General features: G+C 64.6%; 18 protein-coding genes and 1 pseudogene. 7 read left to right on the forward strand and 12 right to left on the reverse strand.

All coding sequences use genetic code 11. The features are described from left to right. Positions 1-177: 177 nt before the first annotated feature. Positions 178-552, reverse strand: a complete 375-nt coding sequence (locus HZZ16_RS19605) for a hypothetical protein (protein ID WP_197950716.1) — start codon at positions 550-552, stop codon at positions 178-180. 254 nt (positions 553-806) lie between these two features. Between HZZ16_RS19605 and HZZ16_RS19610 the strand changes: the two genes are divergently transcribed. Next, positions 807-2,201, forward strand: a complete 1,395-nt coding sequence (locus tag HZZ16_RS19610) for a peptidoglycan-binding protein (RefSeq protein ID WP_197950717.1) — start codon at positions 807-809, stop codon at positions 2,199-2,201. A gap of 135 nt (positions 2,202-2,336) precedes the next feature. On the opposite strand, the gene HZZ16_RS19615 is transcribed toward HZZ16_RS19610, so the two are convergent. The 5 genes from HZZ16_RS19615 to HZZ16_RS19635 all read right to left on the reverse strand — a co-directional run bounded on the left by HZZ16_RS19615 (position 2,337) and on the right by HZZ16_RS19635 (position 6,871). Continuing rightward, entirely contained in the window at positions 2,337-3,029 is a 693-nt protein-coding gene (locus HZZ16_RS19615) for an AprI/Inh family metalloprotease inhibitor (protein WP_197950718.1), read from the reverse strand. Further along, positions 3,029-4,018 carry a 2-hydroxyacid dehydrogenase gene (locus HZZ16_RS19620; RefSeq protein ID WP_197950719.1) on the reverse strand — a complete coding sequence of 330 codons (990 nt, stop codon included), beginning with the start codon at positions 4,016-4,018 and terminating at the stop codon, positions 3,029-3,031. The genes HZZ16_RS19615 and HZZ16_RS19620 overlap by 1 nt, the downstream gene beginning before the upstream one ends. Then, complete coding sequence (locus HZZ16_RS19625; protein WP_197950720.1) at positions 4,018-4,836, reverse strand: ABC transporter permease; 819 nt, start codon at positions 4,834-4,836, stop codon at positions 4,018-4,020. The genes HZZ16_RS19620 and HZZ16_RS19625 overlap by 1 nt, the downstream gene beginning before the upstream one ends. Further along, positions 4,833-5,648: an ABC transporter ATP-binding protein gene (locus HZZ16_RS19630; protein ID WP_197950721.1), complete on the reverse strand. Its 816-nt coding sequence runs from the start codon at positions 5,646-5,648 to the stop codon at positions 4,833-4,835. Before HZZ16_RS19630 ends, HZZ16_RS19625 begins: the two co-directional genes overlap by 4 nt. 200 nt (positions 5,649-5,848) lie before the next feature. Next, positions 5,849-6,871 carry an ABC transporter substrate-binding protein gene (locus HZZ16_RS19635; protein WP_197950723.1) on the reverse strand — a complete coding sequence of 341 codons (1,023 nt, stop codon included), beginning with the start codon at positions 6,869-6,871 and terminating at the stop codon, positions 5,849-5,851. A 139-nt stretch (positions 6,872-7,010) separates the two neighbouring features. Between HZZ16_RS19635 and HZZ16_RS19640 the strand changes: the two genes are divergently transcribed. From HZZ16_RS19640 to HZZ16_RS19655, 4 genes are all read left to right on the forward strand, one after another. Continuing rightward, positions 7,011-7,817, forward strand: coding sequence for a creatininase family protein (locus tag HZZ16_RS19640; RefSeq protein WP_197950725.1), 807 nt, complete (start codon positions 7,011-7,013; stop codon positions 7,815-7,817). A gap of 140 nt (positions 7,818-7,957) precedes the next feature. Further along, positions 7,958-8,221, forward strand: a complete 264-nt coding sequence (locus tag HZZ16_RS19645; protein ID WP_036045494.1) for a hypothetical protein — start codon at positions 7,958-7,960, stop codon at positions 8,219-8,221. 212 nt (positions 8,222-8,433) lie between these two features. After that, positions 8,434-9,387, forward strand: coding sequence for a DUF1194 domain-containing protein (locus tag HZZ16_RS19650; RefSeq protein ID WP_311974216.1), 954 nt, complete (start codon positions 8,434-8,436; stop codon positions 9,385-9,387). A gap of 398 nt (positions 9,388-9,785) precedes the next feature. Beyond that, on the forward strand, positions 9,786-11,756 hold the full coding sequence (locus HZZ16_RS19655) for a carbohydrate porin (RefSeq protein WP_197950728.1): 1,971 nt from the start codon (positions 9,786-9,788) through the stop codon (positions 11,754-11,756). 202 nt (positions 11,757-11,958) lie between these two features. Here HZZ16_RS19655 and HZZ16_RS19660 read toward each other — a convergent pair. Next, positions 11,959-14,032: pseudogene (locus HZZ16_RS19660) on the reverse strand (methyl-accepting chemotaxis protein). A gap of 241 nt (positions 14,033-14,273) precedes the next feature. Between HZZ16_RS19660 and HZZ16_RS19665 the strand changes: the two are divergent. Next, positions 14,274-15,569: a hemolysin family protein gene (locus tag HZZ16_RS19665; RefSeq protein WP_197950730.1), complete on the forward strand. Its 1,296-nt coding sequence runs from the start codon at positions 14,274-14,276 to the stop codon at positions 15,567-15,569. A gap of 240 nt (positions 15,570-15,809) precedes the next feature. Here HZZ16_RS19665 and HZZ16_RS19670 read toward each other — a convergent pair whose 3' ends face one another. From HZZ16_RS19670 to HZZ16_RS19680, 3 genes are all read right to left on the reverse strand, one after another. Continuing rightward, complete coding sequence (locus HZZ16_RS19670) at positions 15,810-16,049, reverse strand: PilZ domain-containing protein (protein WP_197950732.1); 240 nt, start codon at positions 16,047-16,049, stop codon at positions 15,810-15,812. A 97-nt stretch (positions 16,050-16,146) separates the two neighbouring features. Further along, on the reverse strand, positions 16,147-17,850 hold the full coding sequence (locus tag HZZ16_RS19675) for an FMN-binding glutamate synthase family protein (protein ID WP_197950734.1): 1,704 nt from the start codon (positions 17,848-17,850) through the stop codon (positions 16,147-16,149). A gap of 390 nt (positions 17,851-18,240) precedes the next feature. After that, positions 18,241-19,014 (reverse strand): ferredoxin--NADP reductase, encoded by a 774-nt coding sequence (locus HZZ16_RS19680; RefSeq protein ID WP_197950736.1) that lies wholly within the window; start codon positions 19,012-19,014, stop codon positions 18,241-18,243. Positions 19,015-19,387: 373 nt separating this feature from the next. On the opposite strand from HZZ16_RS19680, the gene HZZ16_RS19685 reads away from it, so the two are divergent. After that, positions 19,388-20,191: an ATP-grasp domain-containing protein gene (locus HZZ16_RS19685; protein WP_197950738.1), complete on the forward strand. Its 804-nt coding sequence runs from the start codon at positions 19,388-19,390 to the stop codon at positions 20,189-20,191. Between the two features lie 175 nt (positions 20,192-20,366). Here the strand turns inward: HZZ16_RS19685 and HZZ16_RS19690 are convergent, their stop codons facing one another. Both HZZ16_RS19690 and HZZ16_RS19695 read right to left on the reverse strand, forming a co-directional pair. Further along, positions 20,367-21,308, reverse strand: a complete 942-nt coding sequence (locus HZZ16_RS19690) for an amino acid ABC transporter substrate-binding protein (RefSeq protein ID WP_197950740.1) — start codon at positions 21,306-21,308, stop codon at positions 20,367-20,369. 9 nt (positions 21,309-21,317) lie between these two features. Then, positions 21,318-22,616 carry a dicarboxylate/amino acid:cation symporter gene (locus tag HZZ16_RS19695; RefSeq protein ID WP_197950742.1) on the reverse strand — a complete coding sequence of 433 codons (1,299 nt, stop codon included), beginning with the start codon at positions 22,614-22,616 and terminating at the stop codon, positions 21,318-21,320. Positions 22,617-22,689 lie beyond the last annotated feature (73 nt).

Genomic DNA, 22,689 nt, shown 5'->3' on the forward strand with positions numbered 1-22,689 from the left:
TTCGCGCCGGCGGGCGTTGCGAAAAGCAGAAGGCCCAAAAAGGCCAGGCCAACGAATTTCATGTCAAAGCCCGATCGAGTCTGAACCATTCCGTCTTGGTCGCTCGAGACGGAGAAAAAGTTCGAAATCCGACGGATTCCAAAATCAGCGATTCTTGGCCGGTCCGGGTCCGTCCCATCAGGGCTCCACCCAGCGCTGCACCGCCTCGGCGGTGTCAGCAGGCGTGGTGTTGAAGCAGATCGCGGCGTCCGGCGCCAAACGGTGGACGAGGTTGAGCACCTTCTCGAACAGCAGCAGACGCTCCCTGGGCTCGCGCAGGCCGGCGCCGATCACGATGCAGTCGAAGCGCTCATCGCGCAGCGCGGCCACCACACCGGCTTCGGCTGTGGCATCGAGATCGATCAGGCAGCTCGTGACCTCGAAGCCGAGATCGCGCAGGCGCAACAGCTGCGCCTCGATATAGTCGCGCAGGAGCTCCGGCGTCAGCTGCGGGAATGTGTTGTAGTTGGCATTGCCGGGTTCGATGCCGATCGCGAGGACGCGCTTGGCCATGCAGGACACTCCTTGCCGGACCGTCTCGCCTCGCTAACGGAAAGATGGCCGTGCCGGTTCCCTGAGCGGTGGCCGCCTCGCCCTGGTTCTACCGATGATTTCCCGCCCAAGCTGTAAGCCATTTCACATGCGCCGGGCCGGTGAGCTGCCAGACTTTCGGCAGATCACGCTGGTCTCGGGCACCGATCACGACGCCTGACTAACTTTGGTTTGCACGGCAAGTCGATCATTCAATCAATTTGCGGGAGCGGAAGATGATCTCATTCGAGAGTTTCAAGAACGAATACGAGCGGAATTGGGCCGGTCTCGAAATCCGGCCCGGGCGCCTTGCCGAGGCGAATGCCATCGCCCGCAAGGCGCTCAACAGCAAGGCGACGTATCAGCAGATCGAGCGGCTGACCGGCGTTCCCTGGTACTTTACCGCGCTCTGCCACTACCGGGAATCCAATTTCGATTTCGACACCTATCTGGGCAACGGCGAGTCGCTTCATCGCACGACGACGATCGTTCCGAAAGGGCGTGGTCCGTTCGCCACCTTCGTGGATGGCGCCGTGGACGCGTTCAGAATCGAGAACTTCATCGGCGCCCGCGATTGGGGCATCGCGCGGATGCTCTTCCGCCTCGAGGCGTTCAACGGCTTCGGCTATCATTCCAAGGGCGTCAATTCGCCCTATCTCTACGGCGGCTCGACCCTGTACGGCCCACCGGAAGCACGAGCCGGAAAATTCGTCCGCGACCATGTGTTCGATCCCGGTCATGTCGATGGCCAGCTCGGCACGGCGGTGATCCTGCGTGCGATGATGGCGCTGGATTCGTCGATCACGCTCGACGACGGCCCGCAATTCGCCGGTCGCACCGAGCCCGAGGACGATGTGGCCTCGACGGTCGTTCTGATGCAGCAGGCGCTGAACAAACTCGGCGCCAATCCGCCGCTGGTCGAGGACGGCATCTGCGGGCCGAAGACCAGGGCCGCCGTCTCGCTGTTTCAGCAGCAGAACGGCCTGAGGGACACAGGATTGCTCGACGCCGCGACAGTCGCCGCCATCACGCGCGCGATGCAGCAGCCGGGCCCGGCCGGACAGACAAGCGATCTCTCGCAGATCCTTAAGCGGTTGGAAGACCTCACACAAGTGCTGCGACCGCCCGCAAGCGGCGGGACGCTGCCGGCGATCGTGCCGGGCAACACATTGCCCGCCACCAACGATCCCGTCAGCCTGTTCGAACGGCTGTTCTCCCTGATCAACAAGACGGCGCCGATGCCGGGACCCGTTGCCCCGATGAACCCCGCCCCCGTCGATCAGCTGAAGCAGGTCGTCGATTTGCTCAGCACCCTGCTCGACAACGGCGGCGGCAAGCCGATGCTCGGCCAGGTCAACGGCGCACTCGGCGAGACGATCGGCAAGCTGCTCGACGGCAAGAAGACCGCGCTCGGCCTCGGCGGCTCGCTGATCACCGCGCTGCTATCGTCGGTGACGGCAAGCCCGAATGCGGGCGGCCTTGCCGGGCTGCTCGGAACGATCGTGTCGGCAGTGCCCGGCCTTGGCCAGTTCGCGATGCCGATCTCGCTCGCGCTCGCCGCCTGGGGTGTGCTCGGCAAGATGGAAAAATGGGCGCAAGGCACCGCGCCGCGGCCGAAGGTGACGACGTAAGGAGATCGGGCTCGGGATGCTTCTCCAGGAATAGGTGCGCTCCCTGCCCACTTGCGGGTGAGGGTTGGGGAGAGGGTATCCCCACAATCGAGAACCCGCGAGAGGAGAAAGCCCTCACCCGGCGCTCGCCCTCGCCTACTGGCGCAGCATGATCAGGGGATCGGCGGTGTCGGGGACGCGGCGCCACTGGGCGTTGTCGTCGGCCTCGAACTGCCAGGCGTCGCCTGATTTCGACATCAGGATGATCTGGCCGCGCTCGAGCCGCCATTGCGTCGGGTTGAACTGCGCGATCGCGGCGTCGCATCTCGGCTTCAGGAAGACCTGGAAATTGTCCGGGCCCGCTTCGGTGTTGGTCAGCGTCAGCCCGCACACCGGCTGGCCGTTGCGGCGCACCATGGACCAGTCGCCGATCATCTGGTCCATCGACTTCGCCATCGAACGCGCGGCGGCGAGATCCTGCAGAATGTAGACGCCCTCGCCCTGGCGCAGGCCCTCGAAGATGCCGGCCTCGACCTCGGTGAAATCGATCACGGCTTCGCCGGTCGCATCCTGCAGGCGCACGATGTCGAGGCCCCTCACGCTCCAGGCTACGATGTCCTTGGTGAAGGGCAGCGCGGTCTTGCAGGCCGGCTCCAGCTCCAGCTTGAAACCCTGGCCAGCGGCGTCACCCTTGAGCGTGACGACGCAGGTCTTGCTGCGCTCGGTGGTCGAGAGCTCCCACTGTCCGGGCATCTGCTTCTTCAGGCTCGTCGCATCCTGCGCATGCGCGATGCCGACCGAGGCTAGATAAGCCGCGACGGCGAATGCGACGAGGCGAAGAGAGATCATCAGCGCCCCTTGACCGGCGTTTCCGCAACCGGGGTCAGCGGCGCCTTGCCGGCGAACCAGGCCTTGAGATTGTCGACTACGAGTTGGTCCATGGCGTTGCGCGTCACCACTGAGGCGGAGCCGATATGCGGCAGCAGCACCACGTTCTGCATGGACTTGAGCTCGTCGGGCACGTTCGGCTCGGCCGCGAACACGTCGAGGCCGGCGGCGAGAATGGTGCCCGACTTCAGCGCCTCGATCAGCGCGGGCTCGTCGACCACCGAGCCGCGGGCGACGTTGACCAGCACGCCGCGCGGACCGAGCGCCTTGAGCACCTCGGCATTGATCATCTTGCTGGTCGAGGCGCCGCCGGGCACGATCACAACAAGCGTGTCGACGGCTTTCGCCATCTCGATCAGGTCAGGGTAGTGCTTGTAGGCAACGTCCTTGGAGGGGTTGCGCGAGTGGTAGACCACCGGCACCAGCGAGGCATCGAGCCGGCGCGCGATGGCCTGGCCGATCCGGCCCATGCCGACGATGCCGACCTTGCGGTCGCGCAGCGAGCCGACGCTGAGCGGATAGTTCTGGGTCTGCCAGAGCCCGGACCGCACATAGCGGTCGGCCTTGATGAACTCGCGCAACGTCGCGATCAGAAGGCCCATCGCGACGTCGGCGACCTCCTCGGTCAAGACGTCCGGCGTGTTGGTGACGACGATGTTGTGCTCGGCCGCATATTTGGCATCGATGTGGTCGTAGCCGACGCCGAAGCTTGCCACCATCTCGATGTTGGGCAGCTGCGACAGCGAGTCCTTGTCCGCGCGCACGGTGTGGTAGGTCACCGCGACGCCGCGGATCCTGTCGCGGACCGCGGGCGTCAGCCGCTCGAGATCGCCGCGCGTCTCCGCCTTGTGCACGACGAAATGATCGGAAAAGCCGTTCTCGAGGATCGGCCGCACCGGCCCATAGATCAGAAGGTCGATCTTTTCGGACGAAATCGAACCGGCAGCCATCAGTTTTCCTTTCCAAGCGCGCTCTCATGCCAGCGCCGTAAAACGAGGTGGGAAACTAGCGCCAGCACCCCATAGATGACAATCCCGGCCAGCGACAACAGAAGCAGCGCGGCGAACATGCGGGGTATGTTCAAGCGATAGCCTGACTCGGCGATCCTGTAGGCGAGCCCGGAGCCGGCGCCGGCCGTTCCGGCCGCGATCTCGGCCACGACCGCGCCGATCAGCGACAGTCCGCCGGCGATGCGCAGGCCGCCGAGAATGTAGGGCAGCGCCGCCGGCAGCTTGAGAAAGCGCAGGGTCTGCGGCTTCGATGCGCCATAGAGCTGGAACAGGCCGGCGAGATTGCGGTCCACCGAGTTCAGCCCGAGCGTGGTGTTCGACAGCACCGGGAAGAATGCGACGATGAAGGCGCAGACGACGACCGCGGTCTGCTGCTCCAGATAGATCAGCAGGAGCGGCGCGATCGCGATGACAGGCGTCACCTGGAGCACGATGGCATAGGGGAACAGCGAATATTCCACCCATTTCGACTGATTGAACAGCAGCGCCAGCGCGATGCCGCCGATGCTGGCGGCGACAAAGCCTTCGAGCGTGGTTGCAAGCGTGGTCGCCAGCGATTGTGACAGCACCGCCCAGTCCTTGATCAGTGTCAGCACGATGATTGAGGGCGCCGGCAGCACGTAGGGCGGGATCTCCCGGATGCGGACCACGAGTTCCCAGGCAAGGAGGCCGGCCGCGAAGACGATGACGGGCAGCACCAAGCGCAGCGCGCGTTGCGCATGGGACGATTTTGCGGGCACAGGAGCTTGCGCGCTCATAGCGTCGATTGCTCCGAATAGGACGGCGCCAGCGCGGCGGACACGCGTCGGCAATAATCGGAATAGGCCGCCGAGGTGCGAAACTCCTCACCGCGCGGCTCGACCGTCTCGATACGGATGTCGGCCTGGATGCGGCCGGGGCGCGCCGTCATGACCACGACGCGCTGCGACAGATAGACCGATTCGAACACCGAATGGGTGACGAAGATGACGGTCTTGCGCAGGGACCGCCACAGCGCGAGCAGATCGTTGTTGAGGCGGAAGCGCGTGATCTCGTCGAGCGCGGCGAACGGCTCGTCCATCAGGAGGATATCCGGATCGGTGACGAGCGCACGCGCCAGCGACACCCGCATCTTCATGCCGCCGGAGAGCTCGCGCGGAAAGCTATCCGCGAAATCGGCAAGGCCGACGCTGGCCAAAGCCGCATCGGCACGCGCGCGCCCCTCCGCCTTCGGCACGCCGCCGAGCTTTAGCGGCAGCCGCACGTTCTCACGGACGTTGGCCCAGGGCATCAGGGTCGGCTCCTGGAACACGAAGCCGATGCCGTGGCCGGGCTGTGGCACGCCCTCGTGCCGTGCCACCCGCACCGTGCCCGATGACGGCGCGCTGAGCTCGGCGATCAGCCGCAACACCGTCGACTTGCCGCAGCCGGACGGGCCCAGCAGCGAGATGAACTCGCCCTTGCGGACGGCAAGGTCGAACGGGCCGAGCGCCATCACGCCGTTGTCGTAAACCTTCGTCACGCCGCGCAGGCTGACGGCGAGAGCCGTCAGGCTGGCCTCGACGGCGGGCGACGGATTGCGCTCTACCATTGAGAGCGGGCTGCTGTGTTTCGGGCCCCCTTCACCTCTCCCCAACGGGGAGAGGTCGCGCCGAAGGCGCGGGTGAGGGGCCTCAGGTCCCACGAGAGAGCGTAACCCCTCACCCGCATCGCATCTTGTGATGCGATGCGACCTCTCCCTTCGGGAGAGGTGAGCCCCAGTCGCACCGGCGTGCCCGATCTCAGCATGCGTTACGGCTTGTTCGGGCGCAGCTCGACCCCGACGCCCTTGTTGACGAAGCGCAGCGTGTAGGACTTGCGATAGTCGAGATCCGCCTTCACGACGCCGGCCTTGACCATCTTGTTGAAGAAGGAGGCATAGCGCTCGTCGCTCATCGCACCGATGCCGTTCTTCAAGCTGTCGCCGGAATCGACGATGCCGTGCTCCTTCATCTTGGCGACGGAATAGGCCAGGAGATCGTCGGTCATCTCCGGGTTCAGCTGCTTGATCAGGGCATTGCCGGCGGAATTGTCGCGGTAGATGTAATTGTACCAGCCGATCATGGAGGCATCGACGAAGCGCTGGACCAGGTCAGGCTTCTTCTCGACGATCTCGCGGCGGGTCTCGATCAGCGTCGAATAGGTGTTGAAGCCGTAATCGGCAAGCAGCAGCACATTGGGCTTGAAGCCGGCGGCCTTCTCGACCGCGAAGGGCTCGGAGGTGACGTAACCCTGCATGGCGCTCTTGGGATTGGCGATGAAGGGCTGCGGATTGAAATTGTAGGGGCGGACGTTCTTCTCGCTGAAGCCATATTCGGATTTCAGCCATTGGAAATAGCTGGTCATGCCTTCCTTGGAGACGAACAGCGTCAGCGGCTTGAGGTCCTCGATCTTGGTGACCTTGGCGTCGGGCTGCGTCAGCATCACCTGCGGATCCTTCTGGAACACCGCGGCGATGGTGACGACGGGGACGTTGTTGGCGACGGCGTCGAACGACATCAGCGTATTCGCGGCCATGAAGAAATCGATCTTGCCGGCGATCAGCAGCATCCGGTTGTTCTCGTTGGGACCGCCGGGGACGATGGTGACGTCGAGGCCGTATTTCTTGTAGGTGCCGTCGGCGACCGCCTGGAAGAAGCCGCCATGCTCGGCCTCGGCGACCCAGTTGGTGCCGAAGGTGACCTTGTCGAGCGTCTCGGCACGCGCCGAGATGCTTCCGACCCAAGCGGCCATCAGGCCCGCAATTAACGCTCGCCGCAGATGAAAGGGGGTCATGATGGCACTCCGTCGATCTTGGCTGGCCGATATGAAGGCAACGCGATAAAACTGCATGACATTCGGGGACGCGCGCCGACGAGGTCCGCGTCCCCTCATACCCCAAATTACGTGACAAATTCGGGCAAAGAAACCCACGATGACGCCACCTCGCGACTGGATCGACATCAACTGGGCCAATGCGGCCCCTGTGGATGTGTCGCGCTGGATCGCGGTGCTGCCGTTGGCGGCAACCGAGCAGCACGGCCCGCATCTGCCGCTGACGACGGACGTGCTGATCGCAGACGCTTATCTGGCACGTGTGCGCCAGCTGTTGCCCGAGCGCGTTCCAGCCAGCTTCCTCCCCGTTGAGCCGATCGGGATTTCCACCGAGCATATCGACTATCCGGGCACGCAAACGCTGCCGACCGAAATTGCGCTGAAAAAATGGACAGGGATCGGCGCGGAGGTTGCGCGCCGCGGCGTGAGGAAGCTCGTCATCGTCACCAGCCATGGCGGCAACAGCGCGGCGATGATGCTGGTTGCGCAGGACCTTCGCGCGCATCACAAGCTGCTCGTGGTGACGACGTCGTGGTCGCGGCTCTCAGGCGCCGACAAACTGTTCCCGGCCGCTGAAGTGCGGCACGGCATTCACGGCGGCGCGGTCGAGACCTCGATCATGCTGGCGCGCTATCCGGATCAGGTACGCAAGGATGCGATCGCCGATTTTCCCGCGAGCAGCATCGCGATGGAGCAGCAGTACCGCTGGCTGTCGACTCAGCGGCCGGCGCCCTTCGCCTGGCAGGCGCAGGATCTCAACGCCAGCGGCGCCGTCGGCAACGCGACGCTGGCGCAGCCTGAGAAGGGCGAGCAGCTACTCGACCAGGGCGCGACGGCGTTCTGCGAGCTGTTGGGCGAAGTCGATAACTTCGACGTGAACAGGCTTGCCAAGGGCCCCCTGGGCTAGCCCGCATCTTCCTGGATTTGTTCAGGAAAGATCGAGTCTTCGCGAGCACATTTGCGGTCTTCGAACCAGGCGCGAGGAACCTCCGTCCAACTGGGCACGCGGGCCACAACGGACCGCCTCAACCCCGGATGGAGTTTCACATGTCGATCAAGACCAAGATTGCCGCCGCAGCTCTCGCTGCCCTCGCCGTCACCGGCAGCATCGCGTCCACCACCACCTCGGCCGAAGCCAAGCAGCCCGGCTGGGTCTGGGGTGTCGGTGCCGGCATCGCCACCGCCGCCGTCGTCGGCTCCGCGATCGCCGCCAGCAACGATCCCTATTACCACGGCTATCACCGCTGCGGCTGGGTCGCCCAGTACAACGCCTTCGGCCAGTATGTCGGCCGCGTCCGCACCTGCTACTGATCTGAGTATCTGAGGCCGATCTCCACGTGGATCCTGCGTCCGACACGGGCGCCTCATCCACCCCGTGTCGTGCCCCGACCCCGCCCGGATGTCCCCCCCGGGCGGGGTCATTCGTTTTTGGGACTGCCAGAACAGCCCAACAATGACTCAGACGGTCCTTCCGGTTGCACGTTTTGCGTGTCAGGATGCGAACGGGTAGCTGGAGGGCGAGCGTGAATTGGCGGGTCTCAGTTGGATCGATCCTGACGGCGATCCTGACATCGGCACAAGCATTTCCCGACCCGGCCCCACAGCCGAAAACACTGGCCCAGGGCGACAGCCGCCCCGCCGTGGACCTCGAACTCGGGATCGCGGTCGACATTTCCTACTCGATGGAGCCGGATGACCTGGCAGCCCAACGCGACGGCTATGCCAAGGCCATTGTCTCGGAGGAGTTTCTCCGAGCGGTGCGAGCCGGTCCTGCCGGCAAGATCGCGCTGACCTATTTCGAATGGTCATCGACCAGCGACCAGAAAATAATCGTTCCCTGGCGGCGGATCGACGGGCCGGGTACGGCTGAGGCGGTCGCAACTGAAATCGCCAATGCACCGATCCGCCGCGGTTCGCGCACCTCGATTTCAAGTGCAATTAAGTTCGCCGCGTCGCTGTTCGAGCAGAATCCCTACAGTGGTCCGCGCCGTATCATCGACGTCTCGGGCGATGGTCCCAACAGCAATGGCGATCCGGTCACCTCAGCGCGCGACACAGCATTGCAGCAGGGCATCGTCATCACCGGCCTGCCGGTCATGACCAACGCGACACCCGCTGCTCCAACAGACTTTCAACATATCGACCATATCGATTGGTACTATGAGGATTGCGTGATCGGTGGCCCGGGTTCCTTTGTTGTGCCGATCACCAGCCGCGAAGATTTCAAGGCGGCGATCCGGACCAAGCTGGCTCTCGAGGTGGCGGGCCTCATGCCAGATCGATCGCCTGCCCCCTCTACAGACAAGAAGCCGCGCGTTCTCTGCACGATCGGTGAGAAACTCTGGCAGGAGCGCTGGGGCGCGATCGTGCCGGCGAGCAATAGTCCGGCGATGAGCAAACCGGCGGCGAGCAATTCGTCCAGCAAGGAGGACGCGCTGCTCGACAAGAAGATCAAGGGCATCTGTCGCGGCTGCTAGGTGCTTCTGCCGGCCGGCGGCCGACCGCCGGCCTTCGGCATCCCGCTTGCTCCTCCCATTTGCTTGGCCTCCGATGAGTCCCTGCAGAGGCCGGCCTCCGCTCGGACAGTAGGTGACGGGCGGCGAGGCGTTGTTGCAGCCGCGTCACACAGCGGTGCGAACCCTCCTCTGCGGCGATGCGCATCAGTTGCTATTGCGAATTAATCGCAATAAGGTTTGTCGCAGGTTCAGGAACTTGGGACGGAGTCGGGGCGAATCGAGATCATCTCGACCGGTCGCCCCAATCACGAGGGCCTGATGACAGAATCGCCGCGACCCGGCAGGGATATTGCGGCGGGTGGGACCACAAGCGTTTGGGGGCGTGCGTTTTGGCGTTGAGAGGTCACAGACATCGGTGCTTGCACACGGCCGTGGTGATTGCCACGGGCGTGCTGGCTTTTCCCACCGCCGGCCGCGCGGCCGATCTGCCGCTGAAGGCGCCGGCCTTGAGAGCGGTCTATGACTGGACCGGCCTCTATATCGGCGCGCATGCCGGCTATGGCCGCGGCTCGTCGCACTTTGCGCTGAACGACGGCACCGCACTCAGCGGCAGCGGCGTTTTCAGCGGCATGATCGGCGGCGTGCAGGCGGGGTACAATTACCGCCTCAACTCCGGCTGGCTGGTCGGCGTCGAAGGCGATTTCTCGTTTCCCAACTACATCACGTCGAACTCGATCGTCTCGTTCCTGGCAACGCCCGCCAACATCGTCACCCAGCAATGGGACTACACTGCGAGCCTGCGCGGCCGCGTCGGCTACACCAGCGGGCCGTGGCTCGTCTACGCCACCGGCGGCTTCGCCTTTATGGGCGAGCGCTATTTCGACGCGCCGGCCTCCGGCGCCGAAATCCCGAAGGTCCTGAACACGCGGCCCGGCTGGGTCGCAGGCGCCGGCGTCGAATACGGCTTCGCGCCGCATTGGAGCGCGCGGCTCGAATATCTCTACAGCCGCTTCGATGGCGCCAACGTCGCCTTCTCCACGGGCGCGCAATACACCTCCTCGTCGCTCGATTTCCAGCAGGTTAGGCTCGGCCTCAACCGCAAGGTCGATTGGCCCGGTCTGCCGAGCTACGATCCGAAGAGCTCGCTGATCGACACGGAATCGGACCGCTGGGAGATCCACGGCCAGAGCACCTATCTGCCGCAAGGCTATCCCTCGTTTCCCGCGCTCTACACCGGGCCGAACTCGCTGTCGCCGTCGCGGCAGGCCAAGGCGACGTGGAGCAACAGCCTGTTCCTGAACGCGCGGCTCTGGGACGGCGGCGAGGTCTATTACAATCCCGAATTGCTGCAGGGATTTGGACTGAGCGACACCGTGGGCGTGGCCGGCTTCCCGAACGGCGAGGCGCAGAAGTCGAACTTCCCCTATCCGCACTACAACACCTCGCGCCTGTTCGTGCGCCAGACCTTCGGCTTTGGTGGCGAGCAGGAGGAGCTTGCCAGCAGCCAGCTACAGCTCGGACAGAAGGTCGACGTGTCGCGCCTCACCTTGCAGGCCGGCAAGTTCGCCGTGGTCGACGTGTTCGACGGCAATGCCTATGCCAAGGACACCCGCAAGGACTTCATGAACTGGTCGCTCTGGGCGCCTGGCGCCTTCGACTATTCCGCCGACAAGGTCGGCCTCACCTACGGCGTCACCGCCGAGCTCAACCAGAAGCACTGGGCGCTGCGCGGCGGCTATTTCCTGATGGTCTCCGAGTCCAATTCGAATCATTTCGACACCAGGGTCGGCGAGCGCGGCCAGTACGTGCTCGAGCTCGAGACGCGCTTCTCGCTGCTCGGCCAGCCCGGCAAGCTCAGGACCATGGGCTGGCTCGACAGCGCCAACATGGGCAGCTTCCGCGAGACGCTGGACAATCCCGCGCTCAATCTCGACATCGCGCAGACCCGGCGCGGCCGCGTGAAGTACGGCTATGTGCTCAACCTCGAACAGGCGATCACGGACGATGTCGGGCTGTTCGGCCGCTGGAGCTGGAACGACGGCCGGTTCGAAACGCTGGCCTTCACCGACATCCATCGCAGCCTGTCCGCGGGCTTGTCGATCAAGGGCGCGAGATGGGGCCGGCCGGACGACGTGATCGGCGTCGGCGGCGCGATCAACGCGATCTCGCAGGATTATCGCGACTTCCTCGCCGCCGGCGGCACGGGCGTGCTCATCGGCGACGGTGCGCTGAACTACCGCAAGGAGCGCATCCTCGAAACCTATTACGCCTATGCGGTGAACAAGAACATCACCCTCACCGCCGACTACCAGCTCATCGTCAATCCCGCCTACAACGCCGACCGCGGACCGGTGTCGGTGTTTTCGGGACGGCTGCACGGGGAGTTCTGAGCGCGGGTCGGGTGCGATGAAATCGGGTGGTGGCCGTTTCACCTCTCCCGCTTGCGGGAGAGGTCGGCGCGAAGCGCCGGGAGAGGGCTTTCTCCTCTCGGAGATTGTCCCATTGTGGAAGCACCCTCTCCCCGACCCTCTCCCGCAAGCGGGAGGGGGAGCGCACCTCCGTTGCAGCGATCAACTCTCATATCGCGACGTCCTACGCCGCGCGGATCGCATCCAGGAATTTTCCGACCTCGGTCTTGAGGCGGCCGCTTTCGCCCGAAAGCGACCTTGCCGATGCGAGCACGTTGGTGGAGGCCGATCCGGTCTGGCTCGCGCCGCGCTGCACGTCGACGATGCTGGCGGAGACCTGCTGGGTGCCGCGCGCGGCCTGCTGCACGTTGCGTGAGATCTCGCGCGTCGCCGCGCCCTGCTCCTCGACCGCCGCGGCGATTGCGGACGCGATCTCGGACATGCGGGCGATGGTGTCGCCGATCGACTTGATGGCGCCGACGGAGTCTTCGGTCGCGGCCTGGATGCCCGAAATCTGCTGACTGATCTCGCCGGTGGCCTTGGCGGTCTGCTCGGCCAACGCCTTGACCTCGGAGGCGACGACGGCAAAACCGCGACCGGCCTCGCCGGCGCGCGCCGCCTCGATGGTGGCATTGAGCGCCAGAAGGTTGGTCTGGCCCGCGATCTGGCTGATGAGCTCGACGACGTCGCCGATCCGGCCTGCGGCCCTGGCGAGCTCGCCGACATGCTCGTTGGTCCGCCCGGCCTGCTGCACGGCCTCGCCGGCGATGCGCGCGGAATCCTGAACCTGACGGCCGATCTCGTCGACCGACGAGGCCATCTCCTCGGCCGCGGCGGCAACCGTCTGCACGTTGGTGGAAGCCTGCTCGGAGGCGGCGGCGACGGTCGCCGTGACCTTTTCCGATTGCTCGGCTGTGCTCGTCAGCGTCCCCGCGGAGGCTTCCAGCCCCGAGGATGCCGACGAGACGGTGTTGATGACGTCGCCAATCATGGCTTCGAACTCGCGCGCAATCTGATCCATGCGTTGGCTGCGCTTCAGCTTCACTTCCGCTTCGATCGCAGCCGCCTCGTCGGCGGACTTCTTGGCGAGCAGCGAATCCTTGAAATGCTGGAGCGAGCCGGCGACCTGGCCGATCTCGTCGCTGCGGCCCGTCGCGGGAATCTCGACCTCATGCTGCCCGGCGGCGAGCGCTGCGATCACATCGGCGATCCGGCCGAGCGGCGCCACCACGCGCCTGCGCAGCATGATGGTCACGGCACCGAGCGTCCCGAGCAGGGCCAGCACGGCGACACCGGCGAGCGCGAGCATCGCCAGCGCGCCGTCGCGCGCGGCGGTGGCGCGCTCGGCGGCTTCCGCCAGCGCCGCGTCGCGCACGCCGTAGAACATCTGAATGGCCGGCACGATGATCTTCGCCAGCTCGTCCGCGGTGCCACCGTACTTGCCGTCACCCCTAGCTGCAGGAAGCTCCTTGTCCACGGCGACCGCGGCCTCCGAAATAGGATTCCGTGGCCGCCTTCAGCGCGGCCGCGATGCGGGCGGGATGTCCAAGCTGCTCGAGACCGGCCTCGATGCGCTCGCGGTCGGCCTCGACGCGTCCCTGCATGCGGTCCATCAACGACAGTTCGGCCGCGGTGAGTGGACGGCGCGCGGACAGCGCCGGCGACAGCGTGGCGGCGCGGCTGCCGGCCGAAACGCGCAGATCCTGTGCCGTTCGCGCCAGGCTCAACAGCGCCGCAAGCGAGGAATCGGCGTTGATGACCTTCGCCTCAAGCTTGTTCATGACCGGTTCGATGTGGCCGATGACCGCGGCAACGCCGGGGAGGAAGCCCTTTGTCGCGGCGCTGTCGCGCGCCGCCAGGGGAACGCTCATCGCGCGATCGGCCGCATTGGTGATGTCCTTCAGCCGCCGCGCGGCCCGGTCGAGATTCTCGGCAATCGCGCCGCCGTCATCCAGCACCGAGATGGCGCGCCTTGCGGCCTCGAAGCCCGCCTCGGCCGTTTTCGCGGCCTTCGCGGCAGCTTCGAGCTGCGCCTGCGTTGCGGCGCTTTCCTGGAAGATCGGTCCGATATAGGGAGCGCGAAGGCTGGCGACGTGCTGGTTGGCCATCAGCGTCGCGCCGAACGCCTCCACCGTTTTGATGGCGTCGGAGCGGTTCGTGAAGATGCGAGCCTGAGGTATCAGCACCTCGGCGCCGAGAATGAGTGCAAATACCGTCACCGTCAGCATCGACAGCGCGAAGAGCTTTCCGATCCGCATCCTCAAGTCCCCGAATATATTTCTGCAATCGCGAAAATTAGCCGGCGGCCACTAAGGGCTCGTTAAGCAACGATCCGTAGTTCCGCGGTGACAAGCCGGTCCGGACGGCTGGGGAACGTTGTCGCGCACGGGTTCCCTTTCGGCGGCGAATAAGCAGAATCGCCAGCACTTCCGCACTGAATACCTATATCAATGGCTTGCGCGGCATCCCGGCCACACTTGCTTACCTTCGGAACGTCAAATGCTCTCGCTCGAACTCGTCATCGTCGTCGTCCTGATCGTCGTCAACGGCCTGCTCTCCATGTCCGAGCTCGCCGTGGTGTCGTCGCGTCCGGCACGGCTGTCGCTGCTCGCGGCGAAGGGCGTGCGCGGCGCCGAGCGGGCGCTGACGCTGGCGGCCGATCCCGGCAAGTTCCTCTCCACAGTGCAGATCGGCATCACGCTGGTCGGCGTGCTCTCCGGCGCGTTCTCGGGCGCGACGCTCGGGCAGCGGCTGACGCAATGGCTGCTCGAGCTCGGCCTGTCCCCAGGCATTGCCGACATCGTCGGCGTCGGCATCGTGGTCACGCTGATCACCTACGCCACCTTGATCGTCGGCGAGCTGGTTCCGAAGCAGGTGGCGCTGCGCGACCCTGAAAGCATCGCGGTGCGGGTCGCGCCGGCGATGCACGCGCTTGCGAAAATATCGCTGCCGCTCGTCTTTCTGCTCGACGTCTCCGGCAAGCTGATTCTCGCGCTGCTCGGCCGCGGCGGCAAGGCCGAGGAGAAGGTCTCGGAGGACGAGATCCATCACCTCGTCAGCGAGGCCGAGAGCGCGGGCGTGCTCGAGCCCGGCGAGAAGGAGATGATCGCCGGCGTGATGCGGCTCGGCGACCGGCCGGTCGGCGCGGTCATGACGCCGCGCACCGAGGTCGACGAGATCGACCTAAACGACGATCCCGCCGCCATCCAGGAGATCATCGCCAAGAGCCCGCATTCGCGCTTTCCCGTCTCCGACGGCGATCGCGACAAGCCGATCGGCGTGCTGCAGGCCAAGGATTTGCTGATTGCCTATATGAACGAACGCAACCCGGACCTGCGCGCGCTCGTGCGCGAGGCGCCCGGCATCCCGGTGTCGGCAGATGCGCGCGACGTGCTGACCATCCTGAAAGCGGCCCCGGTTCACGTCGGGCTCGTCTATGACGAATACGGCGGCTTCGAAGGCATGGTGACGGCCGCCGACATCCTCGAGTCGATCGTCGGCGCCTTTCATTCCGAGGAGGGACCGCCCGAGCCGGCCTTCATCAGGCGCGACGACGACTCGCTGCTGATCTCCGGCTGGATGCCGGCCGACGAGTTCGGCGAACTGCTCGGCATCGAGCTGCCGCCGCATCGCTACAACACGGTCGCAGGCCTCGTGCTGCAACAGTTCAACATGCTGCCCAATGTCGGCGACGCCTTCGATTTCGGCGGCTGGCATATCGAGGTGGTCGATCTCGACGGGCGAAGGATCGACAAGATTTTGGCAAGCCGGCTGGGCGAGCAGGCGGCGGCGTGAGTAACTTCTCTCGTCGTCCCGGACAAGCGCGCCCCAAGCGCGCGCCGATCCGGGACCCATACTCCCAGTAAGCAGTTTGGCGAAGACTGGGCGTTCGGTACTGCGACCAACCGCAACGAGAGATCACGCGTTATGGGTCCCGGATCGGCGCTCCGCTCTCGACAACGCTGCGCGTTGTCGAGAGCGGAGCTTGTCCGGGACGACAGCTGAATATGCGGTGAGAGCTCGAGCCAAGCCCGCTCACCCGAACCTCACGCCGATCCGCTTTTCCTTGCGCCAGACTACGGTGCAGGGCAGATGCCTGTGGTCGGCCTGGACGAACAGGGTGAAATGATCGGGAATCCCGACGGGGCTGGTGACGCCGAGTGCGGCGCCGGTATCCGAGAGATTGCGGACGGTGCAGTCGATCGCACCGCCGCCGAACTCGATCGTTCCGGCCTTCAGCACCCGATGTCGGGCTTTGTCGCGTCGCTCGTCCATGGGGCGAATCTACACCCAAAGCTAAACGAGACTTTAAACCCACCCTCCGCCCTTGGCAATTTGACGCCCCTGGCCCACGGCAGAAGCGGCCGGTATCTCACAGAACCGGCTGGAACGTCTCGGCGCGCGCCATCTGCCAGGCGTCGCGGAACCGCGGGTCTTCCGTGCCTTCGAGCAGCTCGCCCGGACGCAGCGCCGGATAAAGCTGCGCGAAGGACTTCACCTGGGTCGTCGACGTCCGTTGGCTGAAATGGATCGGCCGCAGCTGCTGCGGATGTTCGAGCCCGGCCGCGGCGATCAGCTCGGTCAGCGAGTGCAGCGTGGCATGGTGATAATTGGCTACGCGGTCGATCTTGAGCGGCACGTAGAGTGCGCGCGCCCGCGTCGGATCCTGCGTCGCCACCCCGGTCGGGCAGCGGTCGGTGTGGCAGCTCAACGACTGAATGCAGCCGAGCGAGAACATGAAGCCGCGCGCCGAATTGCACCAATCGGCGCCGATTGCCATGGCGCGCGCCATGTCGAAGGCGGTCGCGATCTTGCCAGAGGCGCCGATCTTGATGCGGTCGCGCGCATTGATGCCGACCAGCGCGTTGTGGACGAAATTGACGCCCTCGCGCATCGGCATGCCCAGATGATCCATGAACTCCAGCGGCGCCGCGCCGGTGCCGCCCTCATTGCCGTCGACGACGATGAAATCGGGATAGATGCCGGTCTGAAGCATCGCCTTGCAAATCGCCAGGAACTCCCAGGGATGGCCGATACACAGCTTGAAGCCGGCCGGCTTGCCGCCCGAGAGGCGGCGCATCTCGGCGATGAACTGCATCATGCCCACGGGCGTCGAGAAGGCGCGGTGTGAGGCCGGCGAGATGCAGTCTTCGCCCATAGCGACGCCGCGGATCTTGGAAATCTCCTCCGAGACCTTTGCCGCCGGCAGCACGCCGCCATGACCGGGCTTGGCGCCCTGGCTGATCTTGAGCTCGACCATCTTGATCTGGTCGTCGCCGGCGACGCGCGCGAACGCTTCGGGATCGAAGCTGCCGTCGAGATGACGGCAGCCGAAATAGCCCGAGCCGATCTCCCAGATGATGTCACCGCCCATCTCGCGGTGATAGGGGCTGACGCCGCCCTCGCCGGTGTCGTGCGCGAAGCCGCCCTTCTTGGCGCCGGCATTCAATGCCCGCACCGCATTCGGGCTGAGCGCGCCGAAGCTCATCGCGGAGATGTTGAACACCGAGGCCGAATAGGGCTTTGCGCAATCAGGCCCACCGATCACGACGCGGAATTTCTCCGTCGCATGCGCCTTCGGCGAGACCGAGTGATGCATCCACTCGTAGCCCTCGCGATAGACGTCCTCCTGGGTGCCGAAAGGACGCTTGTCGAGCTCCATCTTGGCGCGCTGATAGACCACCGCGCGGGTGTCGCGCGAGAACGGCATGCCGTCCTTCTCGCTCTCGAAGAAATATTGCCGCATCTCGGGGCGGATCTCTTCAAGCAGGAAGCGGATATGCGCCGAGATCGGGTAGTTGCGCAGCACCGCGTGGCTCTTCTGCAGGAGATCGCGGATGCCGAGCAGCGTCAGCGCGCCGAAGATCAGGATCGGCACCAGCAGGATGTCGAAGATCTTGCGGTCGACGATACCGATGCCGATCAGGAGCGCGGTGACCACCGCGCAGATCGTCAGCACGATGAAGCGCGGCGAGAAGGGCAGCAGCAGGGTTTCCATGATCCCCTCCTCCGCCAGCGGCAGACGTTTGGGGGATGAGTGGTGGGAGGATTCCTGCGTCTTGTTGTCGTCGGCCACGATTCCGGTCCTCTCGCCAGCATGAGGCGGTACGATACGCCTTCGCCTGTCATACGGATATGACGCGGCCCTTGTTTCAGGCTAGCGAATTCGGCCGAGACAAATCAATCAGCCGGACGGACGGATTTTGCGGTGCAACAGAGGGGTGGGATGGAAGAGGACCACAGCGGCCACAAGATCGGCTGTCATCCGGGCAAGCGTAAGCGCGACACGGGATCCATAACCACGGGATTTCGTGGCTGAAGGAAAGCCGTCACTCCAAGTCTTCGCATAACCACTCCCTGTGGTTATGGGTCCCGGATCGGCGCGCGCTTTAGGCGCGCTTGTCCGGGACGACGGCGGAGTTCAAAGCCTGGCAGGCCGGCACGAACACCGGGCTGCAAACAGAGCTTACCGCTCGACGAAGGCCTTCTCGATCACGAAATGGCCGGGCTTGTTGCCGCTTCCTTCGACGAAGTCGCGGCTCTCGAACATCGCCTTGAGCTCTTCGAGCATCGCCGGGCTGCCGCACATCATGATGCGGTCGGTTGCGATGTCGAGCGGGCCCTGCCCGATGTCGTCGAAGATCTGCTCGGAGTTGATCAGATCGGTGATGCGGCCGCGGTTCCGGAACGGCTCGCGGGTCACGGTCGGATAATAGACGAGCTTGTCGGCGAGCAGCTCGCCGAACAGCTCATCCTCGCGCAGGGTCGCGACCAGCTTCTCGCCATAGGCGAGCTCGGAGACCTGGCGGCAGCCATGCACCAGCACGATGGACTCGAACTGGTCGTAGACGTCGGGGTCCTTGATCAGGCTGGCGAAGGGCGCAAGGCCGGTGCCGGTCGAGAGCAGCATCAGCCGCTTGCCGGGAAGCAGGTTGTCGGTGATCAGCGTGCCGGTCGCCTTGCGGCCGACCAGGATGGTGTCGCCTTCCTTGATCTTCTGCAGACGCGAGGTCAGCGGGCCGTCCTGCACCTTGATCGAGAAGAACTCGAGCTCTTCCTCGTGGTTGGCGCTCGCCATGCTGTAGGCCCGCAGCAGCGGACGGCCATCGACCTCGAGGCCGATCATGGCGAACTGGCCGTTCTGGAACCGGAAGCCGGTATCGCGGGTGGCGCGGAAGCTGAACAGCGTGTCAGTCCAGTGGTGGACGGAAAGAACCTTCTCTCGGTAAAACGCGCTCATGATTTTCGATATTCCGAATAACTGCGGTTTTAGGGCAAAAGCGTTGCCCGGCCCTGAAATCGGGGCGGTCACCATTTGCCATGGCGGAGGATTTCGCGTGTGTGATCTACGCCATTGAGACCAATAATCAACCTCGTTTCGGATGCAATTGATGCCGGTCAAACCGGCATTTGCGGCAGAACTGGTCACATCATTAAGAAATCCGCTGCCCGGCGCGTGTGGAGGATAATTTCTTTTCCCTTACGGGCGTCATGGCAGCACTTAATTTCCGCCGCGCTCGCGGGAATTTCATTAAGAATAGCTCTGATTTTCACCCCGGTTTGGCGCCGATGCCCGCATTTTTGCGGCTTTTGGCGACAGGAACACGAACACCATGGCAAGCGGCGAGCGAATCTTCGTTTCTGCGATCAGGCGCTATTGCGCGGAGCGGGGCATCGCGGTCGATGTCCGCTCCGATGGCTGGCTGATCGCGATGCGCCGGGGGCCGCGGCGCCATTTCGCCTTCGGCTACGACATCGGCCTCAACAGCGCCATCGCCCATCGCCTCGCCAACGACAAATCAGCCACCGCCGAGGCGCTGACGCTGGCGGAAGTGCCCTGTGTTCCGCATCGGCTGTTCCTCAATCCGAAGCTGGGCGTGCATGTCGCCGGCGCCGATTGGCGCGAGGCGATGCTGGCGCTGCTCGCCCAAAATCCGCAAGGCGTGGTGGTGAAGCCGAACGAGGGGACATCAGGGCGATCGGTGTTCAAGGTGACGACGGAGGCGGATCTCGACCACGCGGCCAGCGAGGTCTTTTCGATGAGCACGGGGCTCGTGATCTCGCCCTATGTCGCGATCGAGGAGGAGGTCCGCGTGGTGCTGCTCGATGAGGTGCCCCTCGTCGTCTACAGCAAGCAGCGCGGCGCGGATTGGCGGCACAACCTCGATGCCGGCGCAAAGCCGGTGTTGCTGGAGGACGGCGAAGTTCGCGCGGCCTGCGTGAAGCTCGCGATCGATGCCGCGCGCGCCATCGGCATTGTCTTTGCTTCGATCGACGTGGTTCGCGTGAACGGTGAATGGAAGGTGCTCGAGATCAATTCCGGCGTGATGATGGAGACGCTGGGCAAGCTGCATCCGGAGCTGGTGCAGGCGGCGTATGACGCGGCGCTGGACCGGGTGTTTGGGAATGCGAGCTGAGCGCCAAGCGCGCGGTGCAACCCTTCTCCCCTTGTGGGAGAAGGTGGCGCGAAGCGCCGGATGAGGGGTTCTTTCCGCTCGCAAGACTGCTCGTGGAGATAGAGACCCCTCACCCGGCTTCGCTTTCGCGAAGCCACCCTCTCCCACAAGGGGAGAGGGTGCACCGAAATCGCCGCTAATTCTTCGCACTCGCTGAATCGTCCATCGCCCTGAACGCTTCCTCCAGCTGCAGCGAGATCGGCACGTTCAGGCGCTCGCCTGTGGGCAGCCGCGCGGTGAACCATTTGTTGTAGAGCGGGACGAGGTCGCGGTTGGAGCCGAGCTTGCGGAAAGCGCGCTCGACCACGGCTGCGAGTTGCGGATCGCCCTTGCGGAACATGATGCCGTAGGGGTCATAGGACAGATAGTCCCCGACCACTCGGAAATATTCCTGCGCCTTGTGGCGCGCGATCAGGCCGTAGAGCAGGATGTCGTCGGTCGCGAATGCATCGGCCTTGCCGTCGTTCACCATCCGGAACGACTGCTCGTGATCCGGCGCGGTCACGATGTTGAGGCCGAGCGAGAGCTTCTTGTCGACGGCGTGGATGGCCTGCTCGTTGGTCGTGCCCTTGGTGACCACGACGGTCCGGCCCTTCAAATCCGCAACACCGGAAACAGCCGCTCCCTTCGGCACCATCAGCTTGGTGCCGGCGACGAATATCAGCGGCGAGAAGGCGACGCGCTTGCCGCGCTCGGCATTGGCCGTGGTCGAGCCGCATTCCAGATCGATCTTGTTCTGGAGCACGGCGTCAATGCGGTCGTCCGAGGTCACCTTGACGTAGTCGATCCTGAGATTGGGATCGTCGACCTCAATGCCGATCTCCTCGACGATGGCTTCGCACAGTTCGAGGCTGTAGCCGATCGGCCGCCCCGACTGGTCGAGGAACGAGAACGGCGGTGAGCTCTCGCGATAGCCGAGCCGCACGGTGTGGGCCGACTTGATGGCCGACAGCGTCGGGCTGAGCCCTTCGCTGACGGTCTGGGCGAGTACCGACGTCGCGAACAAGGAGATCGCGAGCAACGATGCGGCGAGCAAGAGGACGCCCGACCTCAGCGGCCTTGCCAATATCCGGCCCATGGCCCGCTCCTACCCATGGCCGGCCATCGCGGGCACCTCGCCCGGGACCATGTCCTCGGGCACGACATCGCCGGGACCAAGCTCGTGCTCGGGGCCGAGCTCGCCCTCCCATTTGGCCACGACCGAGGTCGCAAGCGTGTTGCCGATCACGTTGGTGGCACTGCGGCCCATGTCGAGGAAGGTGTCGATGCCCATGATCATCAAGAGGCCCGCCTCGGGGATGTTGAACTGCGCCAGCGTCGAGGCGATCACGACGAGAGAGGCGCGCGGCACGCCGGCGACGCCCTTCGAGGTGATCATCAGCGTCGCCAGCATCGCGAGCTGGGTGCCGAGCGGCATGTCGATGTGATAGCTCTGCGCGATGAAGACGGCCGCGAAAGTGCAGTACATCATCGTGCCGTCGAGATTGAAGGAATAGCCGAGCGGCAGCACGAAGCTCGAGATTCGCGACGAGGCGCCGAAGCGGTTGAGCGCCTCGAGCGTCTTCGGATAGGCCGCCTCCGAACTCGCGGTCGAGAACGCGATCATCAGGGGCTCGCGAACCAGCTTCAAGAGATGGCTGTAGCGCGGCCCGATCACGATGAAGCCGACGACGATCAGGATGGCCCACAGGATCGCCAGCGAGAGATAGAAGCCGCCCATGAACACGACGAGCTTCCACAGCACGGCGAGACCGTTCTTGGCCACCGTCGCGGTGATCGCCGCCCACACCGCGAGCGGCGCGAACAGCATGACGTAGCTCGTCACCTTCAGCATGATGTGGCCGACGTCGTCAATCAGCGCCAGGATCGACTTGGAGCGCTCCGGCATCGCGCCCATCGCTACCGAGAAGAACACCGCGAAGATCACGATCTGCAGAATCTCGTTCTGCGCCATCGCATCGGCGATCGAGGTCGGAATCAGATGGGTCAGGAACTTCTCGATGGAGAAGGCCGAGACCGGCAGGCCGGTCGATTGGCCCGCTGCGGGCAGCGTGCCGGGAAAGTTGGCGCCGGGCTGCAGCAGATTGACCATGATCAGGCCGAGCAGCAGCGAGACGAAGGAGGCGCTGACGAACCAGCCCATGGTCTTGGCGAAAATGCGGCCGAGCTTGGAGCCCGAGCCCATATGGGCGATGCCGCCGACCAGGGTCGCGAACACCAGGGGCGCGATGATCATCTTGATCAGGCGCAGGAACATCATGGCGATCAGGTTGATGGAGGAGGCCCAGTCGGCACGCGTGTCGGGCAGGAAATTGTAGATCGCCGAGCCCATGACGATGCCCAGCACCATCGCGGCCAGAATGTATTGTGTGAATCTGTTGGACATCGCTTACCCTCACATGCTCCGGCGCTTCATGATGTCGCAGATGTCCCAGCGACGCAACACGCTTTGCGTGTGG

Source organism: Bradyrhizobium glycinis, assembly GCF_016031655.1.
GTDB lineage: Bacteria > Pseudomonadota > Alphaproteobacteria > Rhizobiales > Xanthobacteraceae > Bradyrhizobium > Bradyrhizobium glycinis.

Excerpts from the sequence above, each read along its gene's own strand:
- HZZ16_RS19605 (WP_197950716.1), bottom strand. The coding sequence starts at position 552 with ATGGCCAAGCGCGTCCTCGCGATCGGCATCGAACCCGGCAATGCCAAC.
- HZZ16_RS19610 (WP_197950717.1), top strand. The coding sequence starts at position 807 with ATGATCTCATTCGAGAGTTTCAAGAACGAATACGAGCGGAATTGGGCC.
- HZZ16_RS19615 (WP_197950718.1), bottom strand. The coding sequence starts at position 3,029 with ATGATCTCTCTTCGCCTCGTCGCATTCGCCGTCGCGGCTTATCTAGCC.
- HZZ16_RS19620 (WP_197950719.1), bottom strand. The coding sequence starts at position 4,018 with ATGGCTGCCGGTTCGATTTCGTCCGAAAAGATCGACCTTCTGATCTAT.
- HZZ16_RS19625 (WP_197950720.1), bottom strand. The coding sequence starts at position 4,836 with ATGAGCGCGCAAGCTCCTGTGCCCGCAAAATCGTCCCATGCGCAACGC.
- HZZ16_RS19630 (WP_197950721.1), bottom strand. The coding sequence starts at position 5,648 with ATGGTAGAGCGCAATCCGTCGCCCGCCGTCGAGGCCAGCCTGACGGCT.
- HZZ16_RS19635 (WP_197950723.1), bottom strand. The coding sequence starts at position 6,871 with ATGACCCCCTTTCATCTGCGGCGAGCGTTAATTGCGGGCCTGATGGCC.
- HZZ16_RS19640 (WP_197950725.1), top strand. The coding sequence starts at position 7,011 with ATGACGCCACCTCGCGACTGGATCGACATCAACTGGGCCAATGCGGCC.
- HZZ16_RS19645 (WP_036045494.1), top strand. The coding sequence starts at position 7,958 with ATGTCGATCAAGACCAAGATTGCCGCCGCAGCTCTCGCTGCCCTCGCC.
- HZZ16_RS19665 (WP_197950730.1), top strand. The coding sequence starts at position 14,274 with ATGCTCTCGCTCGAACTCGTCATCGTCGTCGTCCTGATCGTCGTCAAC.
- HZZ16_RS19670 (WP_197950732.1), bottom strand. The coding sequence starts at position 16,049 with ATGGACGAGCGACGCGACAAAGCCCGACATCGGGTGCTGAAGGCCGGA.
- HZZ16_RS19680 (WP_197950736.1), bottom strand. The coding sequence starts at position 19,014 with ATGAGCGCGTTTTACCGAGAGAAGGTTCTTTCCGTCCACCACTGGACT.
- HZZ16_RS19685 (WP_197950738.1), top strand. The coding sequence starts at position 19,388 with ATGGCAAGCGGCGAGCGAATCTTCGTTTCTGCGATCAGGCGCTATTGC.
- HZZ16_RS19690 (WP_197950740.1), bottom strand. The coding sequence starts at position 21,308 with ATGGGCCGGATATTGGCAAGGCCGCTGAGGTCGGGCGTCCTCTTGCTC.
- HZZ16_RS19695 (WP_197950742.1), bottom strand. The coding sequence starts at position 22,616 with ATGTCCAACAGATTCACACAATACATTCTGGCCGCGATGGTGCTGGGC.